Raw genomic sequence first — 13,710 nt, 5'->3', positions numbered from 1 at the left:
CTTCGGGAGCCCCGTTGCCTCTCCCGCTTGCGGGAGAGGGCTGGGGAGAGGGAGCCGGTCTCAGGTACCGTCGGTGGGTGTGGGCAGGTTGCTTCTCGGCTTGCGCTTGCGCCTGGGTTTCGGTGGTTTTTCGGGTGGCGGCGACAACTCCCGCTTGCGCACCTTCTTGAGGATTTCCCGATGCTTCTCGCGCCAGGCCGGCACGTCGAGACCGTGGAGTTCGAGCAGCTCGGGGTTGCGCTCCACCAGATAGACCGCCGCTTCCTGGGCGGCCTCGGCGATCTTCCAGGCGATCGACTGCGGTTCGATGCTGCCTTCATAGGCGATCCAGTCGCTGAACTCCGGGAAGGTCCCGCAGACCTTCTCGAAGTCCTCGTCGTGCATGCGCTGCCGGCCACTCTCGATGTTCTCAAGGCGTTTGGGATCCATGCCGACCACCTCGGAAAACTGCGGTCGGTTCAACCCCGTCAGCCCGCGCAACCCGAACAGGCGCTCGCCGGCGCGAAACAGGCAGCGCTTCCTCACTACATAGACCATGTACGGATACTTCCCTTCGTTTCTGGCGCGATGCGCCTCAGTCGCCCTTGCCGCTCGCGGGCGTTTTCCTCTTCCGCTGGCGCCTGGGTTCCGGCGGCTCTTCCAGGGGCGCCGGCTCCGCCTCCGGCGCCTGTTCCGCCGCCAGCAGCGCCTCGCGTATCTCGCGGTGGCGTTCGCGCCAGGCCTGCATGTCGATGCCGTGCTGCTCAAGCAGCACCGGGTTGCGCTCCACCAGGTAGACCGCGGCCGCCTGCGCCGAGTCGGCGACCTTCCAGGCGATCGACTGCGGCTCGATGCTGCCTTCATAGGCGATCCAGTCGCTGAACTCCGGGAAGGTTCCGCAGACCTTCTCGAAGTCCTCGTCGTGCATGCGCTGCAGCTCGTTCTCGATGTTCTCCAGGCGCTTGGCCGTCATCCCCACCAACTCGGCGAACTGCGGACGGCTCAAGCCCATCAGCTCGCGCAGGGCGCGCAAGCGCTTGCCAGCAGTGAACAAACGTCGATTCTTTACCATGTGTAGTCCGCGTCTGATGGTTCCCTATGCATATTGATTCACTAACTGTTAGTAGATCAATATGAATCCAAGCCCTCTAGACCGAGGGTTCCCCTCCAACATCGGACCATGGTGCAGGACGCCTGATGAAAGTGGAAGAACTCCCCCAAGAGGGTTTCGCCGAGTGCCCCCGCTATATAACCCTGATGCGTTTCGCCTTCCTGACCGGCCTCAGCGACCGGCCGGACCTGCTCTACGCCTGGATAGAGAGCGGCGACCTGCCGATGCGAACCTTCGGTACGCAACGCCTGGTGGATATGCAGAAGCTGCAAAAACGCATCGAGGAAGCAAAAAAAGGGGCCGATTCAACCGGGTGAATCGGCCCTTTCTGAAAGACCCTGCCGCCGGCGAAACCCCTCAGCGATTGAGCATGAAGGTCTCGTACTCCAGGTCGTCCAGCGCGGTGGTCAGGCGGTACAGCCCGACCAGCACGCAGACCAGCAGCGACAGGGTGAAGCCGTAGCCGAAGAAGCTCGGCCCGAGCAGCAGGCTGACGAAGGTCAGGGCGCCGTTGACGATCACGAACAGCACGCAGAGTTCGAGGACGATGCGGCGCTTGTCCAGGTAGAAGAAGACGTTGAGCAAGGCCATGAACACTACCTGGATGCTCACCCCGATCAGGTCGATGTAGAACAGCGGCAGGTAATAGCGGGAAATTCCCAGCCAGCCGAGCAGTTGCGGCGCCAGCAGGAACAGCAGGACCACCGCCAGCCCCTGCACCTTGCAGATTTCCAGCAGGCCCTGGCGGATGGCGAGGATCATCTGCTCCTTGAGCAGGCCGATATGCTGCAGGGTCTCTCCGCCGCGGATCGCCTCGTAGACCCGCTCGTACCACTCGGCGAAGTCGGTCTCGATGCGCACCAGGAACACCGCCATGCCGGGAATGATCGACAGGTAGGCGAGGAAGATCGGCAGGTCGTAGAGGATCGAGGCGCGCAGCGGGCCGATCACCAGGTCCGAGGTGGAGGGGTTGAACCAGAAGATGAACTTGTCGATCCAGATCCCCAGGTTGTAGCAGAGGCCGGTCAGCAGCAGGCTGACGAAGACCTGCCGGCGGTCGAGGAAGTCGAAGGCCACCATGCGCCTGGCCGGGTACTCGCGGAGGATGTCGTAGAGGAAGACGAACAGCAGGCTGGCGTGGCCGATCAGCAATGCCAGCAGCAGGCCGTCCATCTGCATGAAACGCAGCAGGTAGGCACAGGCGACCATCAGCGCGTAGCCGATGAACATCACCAGCAGGATGCGTTTGTAGGCCTTCATTCCCGACAGGAAGATGATCACCAGCCACAGGTTGCAGAGCACCACGAAGTTGGCCATCACCAGCAGGCGGTAGGCGAACGGCTCATCGAACAGGGTCGCCAGCAATATCGCCGAGAGCAGGCCCGCCGCCAACGTCACCAGCAACAGCACGCCCACCAGGTTGGGCAGGATCGCCTCGTGCTTGCGCTCGAACAGGCGATCGGAAATGAAGCGGGTGAAGAACAGTTGCAGTCCCCCGGTGAAGATCAGCGACAGCGCCATCAGGTAGGTCACCGTGATCAGGAACTGCCGGACCAGCACGTCCGGCACCACCACGCCGAGGCTCAGCACGCCGATCAGCATCACGCTGACGATCGACAGCACCCAGGGACCGGAGCTGATCAGCCCGGCGTAGAGGTAGGCGCGCAGGGTCGCCGTATAGGAATCGCGGGAAAGGATCTTCCGCAGTTCGAAGCCGATGCCGGCCATGTCATGCAATCTCCGTGGCTTCGCGGTACAGCCCGCGGTAACGTCCGAGCATCAGCGCCTCGGTGTAGTAGCGTTCGACCCGTTGCAGGCCGACCGCCTGGGCCGCCTGCCAGCGCTGCGGATTGCGCAGCAGGGCGAGGATCGCCCGCGAAGTGGCCTGCGGGTCGGCGATCGCCACCACCTCCCCGGCGCGACCCAGGGCGCGATCTTCGGCGTCGGCGCCTTCGATCAGTTCGCGGCAGGAGCCGACGTCGCTGCTCACCACCGGGGCGCCGGCAGCCCAGGCTTCGAGGATCACCAGCGGCTGCGCTTCGCTGATCGAGGTGAGGACCATCAGGCCGAGTTGCGGCAGGACCTCGCCGATCCGACGGAAACCGAGGAACTTCACCTTGTCCTGCAGGCCGAGGCTGGCCACCAGGCTGCGGCATTCGCTGGCATAGTCCGGGTCTTCCTCCTCCGGACCGACGATCCAGCCCTCCGCCTCCGGCATCGCGCTGACCACCCCGCGCATGGCGCGGATGAAGGTCTTCACGTCCTTGATCGGCACTACCCGGCCGACCAGCCCGACCACCGGCGGAATCCCCGGCGGCCGCCGTTCGAGGGCGCCGGCCCAGGCATCGAGGTCGATGCCGTTGGGGATCACCCGGGTGCGCCGTGGCTCGGCGCCATCGAGTACCTGGCGCTGGCGGTTGCCTTCGTAGAGGGCGACGATCGGATTGGCGGCGCGATAGGTGAGCAGGCCGACACGCTCGAAGAAGCGGATCCACAAGCGACGGATGTAGCTGACCTCGGCATCCAGTCCGGTACTCAGCTGCTCGTCGGGGTTCTCCGCGATCCAGTTGGCCTGGGCCAGGTCGATCTTGCGCTCCTTGGTGTAGATGCCGTGCTCGCTGAGCAGGTAGCGGCAGCCCCAGCGACGTTGCAGGATGCAGCCCAGCAGGCCGGCGTAGCCGGTGGAGATCGAGTGCAGCATGCGCGCCCGCGGCATCCGCCGGGCCGCCTCGGCGAGCATGAACACCGGCGCCTGCATCGAGCGCAGGGTCCAGAAGTAATTGACGAAGGACGGATCGGTGCAATAGCGCTCGTAGCCTGCGGTGATCGCCTCCCAACTGGCCTTGCTGTGGAGAAAGTCCTCGCGGCCGATGCGGCCCTCGGCGAGCAGGTCGAGCAGCGCGTCGCCCTCCTCCACGTCCGGCGTCTCCGGGTAGTGGAAGAAACGGTGCAGATCGCGCAACGCCTTTTCGGTCTCGCTACTGCCCTGTCGCGTCTGCGGGTTCGGCGAACTCCAGGCGGTTTCCAGGAAGTGTTCCTCGATGTGCAGCACATTGTCCGGGATCGGGTAGTGGCGCTTGCCGTAGGCATCCTTCTGGCCGCCGATGAAGAACACCGAGAAGGTCAGGTCGGGGAGACCGAGGATCAACTGGTTGACCCAGCTGGAGACGCCGCCGCGGACATAGGGCCAGGTGCCCTCCAGCAGCAGGCAGACATCGGCGACGGGCGCCGTCGGAGCGGTGTGTTCGGTCATGTCCAGTATCTCGCCAGGGCCGCGAAGGGCGGCCGTTGCAGCATGTCGTCGGGCATTCCGGCGAGAAGCCGGGGGATGTCCCGGTAGCGCCGCTGGAAGAACGCCACCTCGGCGCGGAACGGCGCCAGCTGGGCGCTATCGATTCCCGCCTCCTCGGCGGCCTGGAGGGCGCGTCCGGCATCCTCCAGGCGGCCTTGTTCGAGGGCGATGCGCCCGGCCAGCAGATGCAGGTCGGCCGAGGGTGCGCCGCGCAGCGCCTGGTCGGTATGCTCGCGCGCCTGCTCGAGGATGTGCTCCAGCACGCTGCCCTGGGCCAACCCCAGGTAGGCCAGTTCCCAGTACCAGCGCGCCAGGGTTCCGTGCAGCGCGCCGCGTCGCGCCGGCGTGGCGCCGGCGAGGCGGCCGAGGGCGGCCTCGATGCGCTGGTTGATCCGGCTTTCCTTCTGGTCGAGCATCGAGTAGGCCAGCAGGCGGACGTCGTCGGCGGGGTCGCGCAGGGCCAGCTTGAGGATCGGGATCGCCTCCTTGCCGGGCATCCGCCGGGTGGCGAAGATCGCCGTGAGCCGCTGGTTCGGGTCCGGCGCATGGCGCAGGACGTCCTGCAGACCGCCGTCGCTGAACATCATGTCGAGGCGCTTTTCCTTCGGCCGGAACGGCAGCTCGGGGACGCCCATCGCCTGCCAGGCCTGCTCGCCACGCTGGCGCGGCAGGTACAGCGCCGGGAATACCGCCGCAGCGACGCCGACCGCTCCGATCAGCGGCACGAAGAAGGCCAGGCTGAAGAGGAACAGCGGGCTCCACGGCAGCGGGAACTTGTAGCGCCGCGGCAGCAGCAGCCATACGCCGACGCACAGCAGCGCGCTGCCCAGGCCGTGGGCGAACAGGTAGAGCGCCAGCGCCTGGCCGAACGGCAGGTCGGCGAAGACGCTCGCCCAACTGCTCAGCTCGAACAGGAAGGCGCCGCTAAACAGCCACTTGCTGATCATTCAGGCCGCACTCGTTGAAAAGGAAATGTCCCAGCGCCTGCCGATCGTTGCCGGCGTCCAGTTCGTACTGGCGGATGCGCACGCCCAGCGACTCCAGCTCGCGGGCCTGGCCGAAGCGTTCGGCGAAGAGAATCCTCAGGCGCTGCAGATACCCCTGGGAGCCTTCGGCGGAAGTCAGCGGCAACAACACCAGCAGGACCCGCCGGCCCTCGTCGTTGCGCAGTCGCAACTGCACGTCGAGGCCACGCTGGCTGCCTTCCAGCAGACGCTGGACCTCTTCGCCGTAGCGCGCATCGGTCAACTCGAAGGCATACAGGCAGGCCGGCAATCCATGGTCGCGGGCGTCCAGCAGGGAGCGCTTGAGGTACTGGGAGAAGCGCTGGGCGTCGATGTCGGCCAGTTGCAGTGCGCGACGGTCGCTCTGCAGCAAGTCGGCGATGTGCCCGGCGAGGATCGCCAGCAGGCTGAAGGTACGTTCGTTGAAGACGAAGAACGGCATCTGCTCCACCGCCAGCAGGGCAAGGATCCGCCCATCGGTGTCGACCAGCGGCACGCACACCTGCAGCGCGCTGTGCGCACGCTGCTCGCCACGCTCCAGCAGTTCCTGGCGCACGCTGACCAGTTCGCCGCGCTCCAGGCAGGTGCGCACCAGCAGATCGTCGGCGTCCAGCGCCGGCATCTCGCCGAGCGTCGCCAAGGGTTGCGGCTCCGGGGTGCGGTCGTGGCGCACCCGGTAGAGTCCGGCGATGCGCAGCGAACCGTACTGGGCCAGCAGCGTCAGCACGGTTTCCGCCAGCGCATCGAGCGGTGCCTCATCGCCCGGCAGCTCGCGCAGCAGTTGTCGCAGACCGAGCAGCGAACTGCGCAGGCTCTGGTCGTTGCCGGCGACCCGCTGTTCCAGGCGATCGTGGGAGATGCGCAGGATGTGATGGGCGCGGGTGAATTCGTCGAGGCGCAACTGACGGTACTCGTTCGCCAGCTCCAGGCGCTCCAGGCGGCGTTCCCAGATGTCGCGGAACTCGCCCACCAACATGGCGCAGAGCAGCACGCCGACGATGAAGGCCGCCGGTACCTGGGCATAGGCCTCGACGCCCTGGACGCGAAACGCGAACAGCGCCGCCACCAGCAGCGCCGCGCTGGCCAACCCGCGGACGAAGCCGTAGCGCATGCCCAGCAACAGGGGCGCGAGGATCACCCAGGGAAAGGTGGCGTTGACCTGCAGCGGGTCGTCCGGGCAGAACCACCAGCCCAGGCCCAGCGCGAGTGCGCTGATGACCAGAGTCTCGACCCAGGAGACGCTGCCGCTGGCGCGCGGTGCGAGGGCGAAATCCTTGTGCGCGGACATCGCCGTCACTCGAGCCGCAGGTCGCCGACCAGCTCGCGCAGGACTTTCTGCGCGGCGCCCGCCAGGCTTTCCCGGGACCAGCCGGCGCGCGCCCCGCTGGTGCTCCAGAGCACCCGCCCGGAGGCCGGCTCCAGCACCTGCAGGCTGACGCCCACCGCCGGCTCGCCGTCGAGGCCGTTCTTGTACTGCCACTCCTCGACGCTGCCGGTGACCACGTAGGCCAGCTTCTGCTGGCGTGCCCAGTCCAGGGCGCGCTGCTGGCGCTCGCGGTCGTCGACCAGTTGCAGGTCGCCTTGCGGCTGCGCCGGGTACAGGCGCGGCCGCACGCCCTCCTCGGCCAGCACGCTGAGCAGGATCTGCTCGGCACGCTCGCCGGCCTGCGGCGCCTGGGAATAATTGAGCAGCGGCACCAGGCCCCACTGCGCGCCGCGCGCCAGCGGCGTAGCGCTTTCGCTGGTGAAGCTGGAGCAGCCCGCCATGAACAGGGCGACGGCCGCGAGAGCCAGGCAGCGGATGGATTGCATGTTGTGTTCCTCCTGTTGAGTTCCGTATCCGGGCCGCGTTCAGCGGCCGAAGCGCGTGCTGTAGGTCACCCCGAGCGTGCCGCCGGCATCGCCGCCACCGCCCTGGGGAGCCGACTGGTAGCCGAAGGTGAACGCCAGTTCGTCGTCGCCCAGCAGCTCCATGCCGATGCCGAGATCGATGCCGTAGTTGAACTCCTTCTCTGTCCACTGCCAGCCGGCCAGGGTGTCGACGATCCAGGTGTATTGCGGACGGCTGCGGTTCAGCGCGCCAGGGAAGCCACGGCGCCAGGTGCTGCCGAGGTAGACCTGGCCATAGCGGTCCTGCAGCAGGTCCTGGCTGCGCGCGCCATCGAGCGCCAGCGCACCGCCATGGGCCGCCAGCAGGTCGTCCGGCACGCGGTTCTCCAGGCGATTGCGCTGGTAGTCGATGCCGCCGCGCAGTTGCCAGGCCGGGCCGTCGAAGAACAGTGTGTGGGCCCATTCCAGGGACAGCGCCTCGCCGTTGCCGAGGTCGTCGCCCTGGCGGGTAGAGAAGCGGTTGTGCGCCAGCGACCAGCTCAACTGGTCGCGCCCGCTGAGGGTGTGGCGGCCGCCGAGCCGTAGGCTGTCGCGCATGCCGAGGGCTCGCATCAGGCCGGTCTCGTCGGTCTCGCGGTGCCAATCGAGGCCCGCTTCCAGTTCGTCGCGCGAGCTCAGCCGCCAATTGCGCAGCACCCCCAGACCGTGGCGGTCCTCGTCGTCGCGCCAGCTGCCATCGAGCGTCGCCGCGGCGAAGCCATCGGCCAGTTCGCGCCGCAACGTCAGCCTGGCGTTGCGTTCGCTACCGAGGAGCGAGCTATCCAGCGCATCGCCGTGATAGCGGCCACTGCCCAGTTCGAGATCGGCGTACCAGTCGTCGCCGAGGTGGCGCGCCGCGCGCAGCGTCGGCCCCTTGAAGTCGAGACCGCCGAAGTCGCGCTTGTTCCAACCCAGTTGCAGGCCCTGGGGAGTGCGTTCGAGGATTTCCGCCGCCTGCCGCCGCAGCTGCTCGCGGTTGTCGCGCGAGTGGCCGTCGCCCAGTGCGCCCAGGGCCTCGCCCAGCGCTTCGCCGCCATGGCCGAGACGCACCAGCGCCTCGACCCGCTGCGCCGGATCCAGCTCGCCGCGCTCCAGCAGGCGTTGCAGGGCGGCGCGATTCTGGCTGCGCAGGGCGGCCTGGATCTCTTCGTTGCGCCCGATCTTCAGGCCCCGGCCGCGCGCCCAGGCCAGCCAGTCATCCTTCAGCGGCTCCTGGTTGGTGGCGGCGAGCTGGTCGAGGAACTGCTCGAACCACAGCTGCAGCATCGCCGGCTCGCCATTCCAGGCCCGCCGCGCCTCGCCCTGGGCGAGCAGCGGCCCCTGGGCCACGGCGAGCAGGCGCAGGTAGGCGGCGAAGCTGTCCGGGGTGGCCCTGACCGCCTCGCGGTCGAGCCGCCGGAGCAGTAGTCGGCGCAGGCGCAGTGCCTTGTCCTGGTAGCCGCTGGCATCCAGTGCGTCGGCGTAGGCGGCCTGCACCAGCCAGTCGTTGGGATTGGACTTGAGGTACAGGCGGAACCAGGCCAGCGCCTGGTCGTTACGCTCGAGCAGCAGGCTGGCGCTGGCGAACGGCAGCCACAGCGTGCTGTCCCGCAGCGCCAGGCCATGCCACTGCGCCAACAGGGGCGCCAGGCTGTCGCGACGGCCACGGTCGATGTAGAACCAGAGCAGGCGTTCGCGCACCAGGTTCTCGCCGGGGAAACGCACCAAGGCTTCCCGGTACAGACGCTCGGCGACGTCGCCATGGCCTTCCTGTTCCGCCAGCCGCGCCCTGGCCACCCAGTAATAGGGGCTGCCCTGCGCTTCCGGCAGGCCTTCGGCCTCGGCCAGCAGGCTCTTCAGGGCCGGCCAGTCGTGGAGGTTCTCCGCCAGTTGCAGGGCGCGGGCCAGGCGCCGCGGATCGCGGCTGCGCTGCCAACTGCCGATAAGCACCTGCAAGGCCTGCTTCGGATTGCTGTCCCGGTACAGGGCGATCAACTGGTCCTCGTCGCTGCTGTTCAGGCGGATGTCCAGGGCCAGCATGCGCTCGTAGGCGGCGCGGGCATCGTCGTCCTGCTCCAGGGCCCAGGCCAGCGCCGCGCGCAGGCGCCAGAACTCCGGCTCGCGGATCGCGCGGGTATCCACGCCGGCGAGGACCTTCCAGGCCTGGCGCGGATCGAACAGGTTCCAGTGGGTTTCCGCCCACTGCATGCGTTCCTTGACACTCAGCGGGAAATGCCGGGCCATCCGCGCCCAGACCCCGGTCTCTTCCTGCAACTGCTGGGTGTGTTCGAGAATCTGTTGCAAGCGCTGCCAGGCCAGGCGCTGTTTCGGATAACGCTGCACGTAGCCGCGCAGCCATGCCTCGCCCTCTTCCGGCGTGCCGCGGGTTTCATGGCTGTAGACCAGCGCATCGAGTTCCTCGTCGGTCATCTGTCGCTGCGCACCGATGGGCGCCAGCAGCTCGATGGCGCTGTCGAAATCGAACATCTGCAGCGACAGGCGCCAGGCATGCTCGCGCAGGGCCGGGTCATCGGCGCCGGCCAGCAGTTGCTTCCACAGGCCCAGCGCCCGCGGGCCGTTGCCGGTCCATTCGCCAAGGCGCGCGAGATCGGCCAGCAGCGTCCTGTCCTCCGGGCGCAGGGCCAGCAGCTCCTGGCCGACCTCCCAGGCCCGCTCGATCCGCCCGGCGGCCATGTTCAGGCGCAGGTCGGCGGCCAGCGCCTCATGGTCCTCGGGGCGCAATTCGCGCCAGCGCCGGATGAAGCGTTCGGCCAGGTCGTAGCGCTGGCTGCCTTCGGCGGCGCGTACGCCCTCGGCGAGCCAGGCCAGGGTCGATTCATCCTCCGGCAAGGCGTCCAGCCGCTCGTCCAGCAACAACGCCGCCTGTTCGCCGCGCTCGCCAGCGAGCAGGCTGGCGAAGGCCTGGCGCAGATAGGCCAGGCGCTTCGCCGGCTCGGTTTGCGCTTCGGCCAGTTGCCGCTGGATGTCCGCCGCCGGCAGCGGCTCGCCGGAAGCCAGGTACCAGCGCGCCGCCTCGTCCAGCCAGCGCTGCCGGCCCTGCGGGTCGCGGCCGGCCAGTTCGGCAAAGGTCCGCGCCGCCAGGTCCGGCGCGTCCAGGGCCAGGGCATGACGGGCAAGTCGTTCGAGCATGGCGTCGTTCAACGAAACATGCTCGATCTTGCGCAGGCGCTCCAGCAATCGGCGCGTCTGCTCCTCATCCATGCCCTCGGGCCTGGCCAGGGCGCCAAGGATGTCCAGTTCCACCTCGTAGAACGGCGTTGCCAGGCGGTCCTTGCCGCGCAGACGGGCGAGGTGATGACGCGCCTGCTCGAAGTCGCCGAGCTTGACCAGCAGGTCGATCAGGGTCAGGCGCAGCGCGTCGTTCTCCGGGTGCGCCTGCAACAGCAGTTCGGCGTAGTTCACCGAGACCGCGTCGGGCTCGCCATCGCCGCTGGGCATGAATACCTCTTCGCTGTTGAAGGTCAGCCACAGCACCAGCGCCACCCCGAGAGCGACCGGCAGCAGGGCCCAGGGATTCAGCAGGCGCGCCTTGGGATGCTTGTCAGCGGCAGACGAGTTGGCCATCGCGCACCTGCTCCATCGGCAACTCGAACGTCCACAGGCCGTTGCCGGCCTTTCCCGGGAAGGCCTTGCCGGCCGCGCTCAGCCGGCAATCGCCCGCCGCGCGCACCACCAGGCGCAATGGCAGGTGCCCGGCGAAGGCGAACTCGACGCGGCCATCGTCGCGGTAGCGCCAGTGCTTCAGCGGCAGGTTGGCCTCCTCCAGCGCCGGCCGCGGATCGCGGCTGTCGCGCAGGACCAGGCGCGCATTCGCCGCACTCAGGTGTACATAGCGCCCCTGGGGCAGGTCGCGCACGCCCGCGACTCCCGTGGAGCGAGCGAGGTCCGGCCAACCCAGCGCCGGGTCCAGGCGCACCGTGCGCAAGGCGGCGAAGCCGCGCAACTGCCAGCTGCCATCGGCACGCTTGGCCAGGCTGGCGCGATGCAGGCCTTCCAGGCGCGGGATGTAGTCGCTCATCCACAGCGACAACGGATGCTCCGCCTGCATCGCCGCGTAGATCTGGTGCATGGTGCGGATCGAGGCCTGCTTGGTCCCCGAATAGAAGTGGTAGTACAGGTGCAGGCCGCGCAGGCGGCGCGGGCTGTCGGTCAGGGCGAAGGTATCGATGACGCCGCGGAAGCCGTAGTACGGCCCCTGCCAGAGATTGGTGTAGACGTTCTCGTTGATGATCGGCGCGTAGTACTGCACGCCGCCGCGGGTGGGCCGGATCAGCGGGTAGAGTCCGGTCAGCGAGGGAAAGGCCCGGGTCAGCGCGGTATTGCCGCCGTTGACGTTCATCAGCCCGGCGTCGTAGGCGAGCTTGATGGTGGCGGCGTCGGGCAGCGCGTCGCCGGACCAGAAGATCATCTTGACCGGCTTCCGCGGGGTGGTCAGGCGCTGCTCGATGTAGTCGCGGGCGCCGATCACCTCGCGTACGAAGTCGACCTTGTCGTAGCCCGGGATGGCCATCTTGTAGCCATACTGGGCCTCGAAGTTCTCGCCCTGCTCGGCCAGTTGCGGCTGCCAGAAGAACGGATGGCTGAAGGTATGGCTGGCGACCTCGACCTTGTCGTCGGCGAAGATGCGCCGGGCGATCGGCTCCAGCTCCCTGGCCAGGTGCGGGTACATGCCCTTCGGCCCGACCTCGCCTTCGATCACCGAGACCGAGGTGAGGAACGGATAGGGCTTGATGAAGTCCTCCAGCACCTGCTGGCCGGCATAGGGACTGCCGGGCACCTCGGCACGGGAGACGAAGCCGTCGCCATCGATGTGCACGGTGGCGATGCGCCGGCCATTCTCGGTGGTCGCGTCGGGACTCGGCAGCGGCGCAAGGCGCAAGGCCTTGCGCAGGAAGGCGAACGGATCGAGGATCCAGCGCCGGTGCTCGCTACCCTCCTCCAGCACATAGGGCGCCAGGGCGAAGCCGCCCCAGTCGGCGGTCGCCACCGGCACGTACTCCTTGCCGTCGCCCTTGAGCTTGAGCGCCGGGGCCACCCGCGCCGGGTCGAGTACGGTGAGCGCCGGCAGGTCGCGGACCCGGATCACCAGCGGCGCTTCGAAGGCGCCCAGCAGCGCCTGGTCGTGGGTCTCGGTGCTCGGCTTGACCTTGAGCTTCTGCGACAGCCGGCGAATACCCAGGCGCTGCAACAGGCCGTCGTTCTCTGTGGGCAGGCCGGCGAGGAACGCCACCGGCACCTTTTCGTCGAGACGCGCAGCGATCCAGTTGTCGAAGGCGTCGCTGGCCAGCGGCGGTCCACTGGTCATCCAGGTGACTACCCCCGCGTAGATACCGCTCAGCGGACGTTCGGGCAGCGGCTGGTCGGTGGGCAGGTAGTCGACCCGATAACCGAGGTATTCGAGCAGGCCGCCGAGGTAGACGTGGCCGGGGCTCAGGGTCAGGTCGCCCTCGCGCGGATCGTAGAGCAGCGCGATGCGCCGCGGTTGCACCTCGACGTCGCTCACCCCCAGGTAGTCCAGCGCCGGGGTGCTGACGAACGGCACGTAGCCTTCGCTACGCAGGCGCGCAGCGAGCGCGCGCGCCTCGTCGCGCCGCTCCGGCGGCAGGTAGTCGATGGCGACGATGGGCATGCCCTGGGCGCGCAGGGCATCCAGGTGACCCTTCAGCCAATCGCGATCGTCCTGGGGCACCTCGCGGTATTGCCCGGCAGCGGCGTCCCAACCGGCATGGATCGACTCCACGGCCACCGCCGACGCGACGCCGGGCAACTCCGGCAGCACTTCGAAACCGCGATTGAAAAACAGCTTGAGGCCCGGCTCCTGGCGATGCAGCTGGGCGAGGAAACTGGCCAGCGCCCGGCGCTGGCCCTCGCGGCGCTCCTCGGCCTGTAGCTGGAAGCTGTCCAGGGTATCGAGGAACAGGCCGGCGTAGCCCTGTTTGCGCAGCTCCGCGGCGCGCTTGAGCAGGTGCGCCCGCCAGCTCGGCGCGGCGAGGTCCATTACCTGGCTGTTCCAGGCTTGGTTGCGGACCGCGCTCTTGCCCCGGGCCAGGCCGCTGTCGGCGATGGCGGCGGCGTCGCCGTCGAACTCGCCGACCGACAGATAGGCGAAGGGCGTGCTGCCCTGCTCTTTCAGATACCCGACATCAGCCGGCTTGAGGTGCGCCGCTTCGAGCACCACCCAGTCGAACTGGGAAAGCTCGGCCAGCGGCGGCCGCTCGGCGTACCAGAACGCCACGCTGGACGGCCCGCCGGCAGCCCCTGCGGCAGTGCCGGCACAAAGCGCCAGCGCCAGGCCGGCAAGCCAGGCGAGCGGGCGCTCGATGGGTCGAAGGGTGTTACGGCGGGACGGCAGACGCAGCACGGCGATTCCTTTCTTGCTGAACCGCATGCCCAGCCTACGCGGCAGGGTCGATACCGACCGAAGCGGCAGGTCGGAAGCATGGATGCGGTTTCCG

Annotated in this window: 10 protein-coding genes; 1 reads left to right on the top strand and 9 read right to left on the bottom strand. The window is 68.1% G+C overall.

What is annotated here, in order from left to right:
- Window positions 1–60: 60 nt before the first annotated feature.
- Together AT700_RS09535 and AT700_RS09530 are read right to left on the bottom strand one after the other, a co-directional pair.
- Window positions 61–537 carry a helix-turn-helix domain-containing protein gene (locus tag AT700_RS09535; protein ID WP_003115353.1) on the bottom strand — a complete coding sequence of 159 codons (477 nt, stop codon included), beginning with the start codon at window positions 535–537 and terminating at the stop codon, window positions 61–63.
- Between the two features lie 37 nt (window positions 538–574).
- A complete protein-coding gene (locus AT700_RS09530) occupies window positions 575–1,051 on the bottom strand; it encodes a helix-turn-helix domain-containing protein (RefSeq protein WP_003143634.1) in 477 nt (158 codons plus the stop codon).
- Window positions 1,052–1,176: 125 nt separating this feature from the next.
- Here AT700_RS09530 and AT700_RS09525 point away from each other — a divergent pair, with 125 nt between their 5' ends.
- On the top strand, window positions 1,177–1,407 hold the full coding sequence (locus tag AT700_RS09525; RefSeq protein WP_003091282.1) for a hypothetical protein: 231 nt from the start codon (window positions 1,177–1,179) through the stop codon (window positions 1,405–1,407).
- A gap of 40 nt (window positions 1,408–1,447) precedes the next feature.
- On the opposite strand, the gene pelG is transcribed toward AT700_RS09525, so the two are convergent.
- From pelG to AT700_RS09490, 7 genes are read right to left on the bottom strand one after another with little or no spacing between them, the layout of a single operon-like run.
- Window positions 1,448–2,818, bottom strand: coding sequence for an exopolysaccharide Pel transporter PelG (gene pelG, locus AT700_RS09520; RefSeq protein ID WP_003091283.1), 1,371 nt, complete (start codon window positions 2,816–2,818; stop codon window positions 1,448–1,450).
- 1 nt (window position 2,819) lies between these two features.
- The gene (gene pelF, locus AT700_RS09515; protein WP_003103472.1) at window positions 2,820–4,343 is read right to left on the bottom strand and encodes a GT4 family glycosyltransferase PelF; all 1,524 of its coding nucleotides are present in this window, start codon (window positions 4,341–4,343) and stop codon (window positions 2,820–2,822) included.
- Window positions 4,340–5,329 (bottom strand): tetratricopeptide repeat protein, encoded by a 990-nt coding sequence (locus tag AT700_RS09510; RefSeq protein WP_003116464.1) that lies wholly within the window; start codon window positions 5,327–5,329, stop codon window positions 4,340–4,342. The genes pelF and AT700_RS09510 overlap by 4 nt, the downstream gene beginning before the upstream one ends.
- Window positions 5,307–6,674 (bottom strand): PelD GGDEF domain-containing protein, encoded by a 1,368-nt coding sequence (locus tag AT700_RS09505; protein ID WP_034072884.1) that lies wholly within the window; start codon window positions 6,672–6,674, stop codon window positions 5,307–5,309. The genes AT700_RS09510 and AT700_RS09505 overlap by 23 nt, the downstream gene beginning before the upstream one ends.
- A 5-nt stretch (window positions 6,675–6,679) precedes the next feature.
- The gene (locus AT700_RS09500) at window positions 6,680–7,198 is read right to left on the bottom strand and encodes a pellicle/biofilm biosynthesis outer membrane protein PelC (RefSeq protein ID WP_003091288.1); all 519 of its coding nucleotides are present in this window, start codon (window positions 7,196–7,198) and stop codon (window positions 6,680–6,682) included.
- A gap of 39 nt (window positions 7,199–7,237) precedes the next feature.
- Window positions 7,238–10,819, bottom strand: coding sequence for a tetratricopeptide repeat protein (locus AT700_RS09495; RefSeq protein ID WP_048520973.1), 3,582 nt, complete (start codon window positions 10,817–10,819; stop codon window positions 7,238–7,240).
- Window positions 10,797–13,643: a bifunctional glycoside hydrolase 114/ polysaccharide deacetylase family protein gene (locus AT700_RS09490; protein ID WP_003119774.1), complete on the bottom strand. Its 2,847-nt coding sequence runs from the start codon at window positions 13,641–13,643 to the stop codon at window positions 10,797–10,799. Before AT700_RS09490 ends, AT700_RS09495 begins: the two co-directional genes overlap by 23 nt.
- Window positions 13,644–13,710: the final 67 nt, after the last annotated feature.

This window comes from Pseudomonas aeruginosa (assembly GCF_001457615.1).
Classification (GTDB): domain Bacteria; phylum Pseudomonadota; class Gammaproteobacteria; order Pseudomonadales; family Pseudomonadaceae; genus Pseudomonas; species Pseudomonas aeruginosa.
This window is presented reverse-complemented; position numbering and strand designations above follow the sequence as displayed.

Coding starts and splice junctions, on each gene's coding strand:
- AT700_RS09495 (WP_048520973.1), bottom strand. CDS start 10,819: ATGGCCAACTCGTCTGCCGCTGACAAGCATCCCAAGGCGCGCCTGCTG.
- pelF (WP_003103472.1), bottom strand. CDS start 4,343: ATGACCGAACACACCGCTCCGACGGCGCCCGTCGCCGATGTCTGCCTG.
- AT700_RS09510 (WP_003116464.1), bottom strand. CDS start 5,329: ATGATCAGCAAGTGGCTGTTTAGCGGCGCCTTCCTGTTCGAGCTGAGC.
- AT700_RS09530 (WP_003143634.1), bottom strand. CDS start 1,051: ATGGTAAAGAATCGACGTTTGTTCACTGCTGGCAAGCGCTTGCGCGCC.
- pelG (WP_003091283.1), bottom strand. CDS start 2,818: ATGGCCGGCATCGGCTTCGAACTGCGGAAGATCCTTTCCCGCGATTCC.
- AT700_RS09535 (WP_003115353.1), bottom strand. CDS start 537: ATGGTCTATGTAGTGAGGAAGCGCTGCCTGTTTCGCGCCGGCGAGCGC.
- AT700_RS09505 (WP_034072884.1), bottom strand. CDS start 6,674: ATGTCCGCGCACAAGGATTTCGCCCTCGCACCGCGCGCCAGCGGCAGC.
- AT700_RS09500 (WP_003091288.1), bottom strand. CDS start 7,198: ATGCAATCCATCCGCTGCCTGGCTCTCGCGGCCGTCGCCCTGTTCATG.
- AT700_RS09525 (WP_003091282.1), top strand. CDS start 1,177: ATGAAAGTGGAAGAACTCCCCCAAGAGGGTTTCGCCGAGTGCCCCCGC.
- AT700_RS09490 (WP_003119774.1), bottom strand. CDS start 13,643: ATGCGGTTCAGCAAGAAAGGAATCGCCGTGCTGCGTCTGCCGTCCCGC.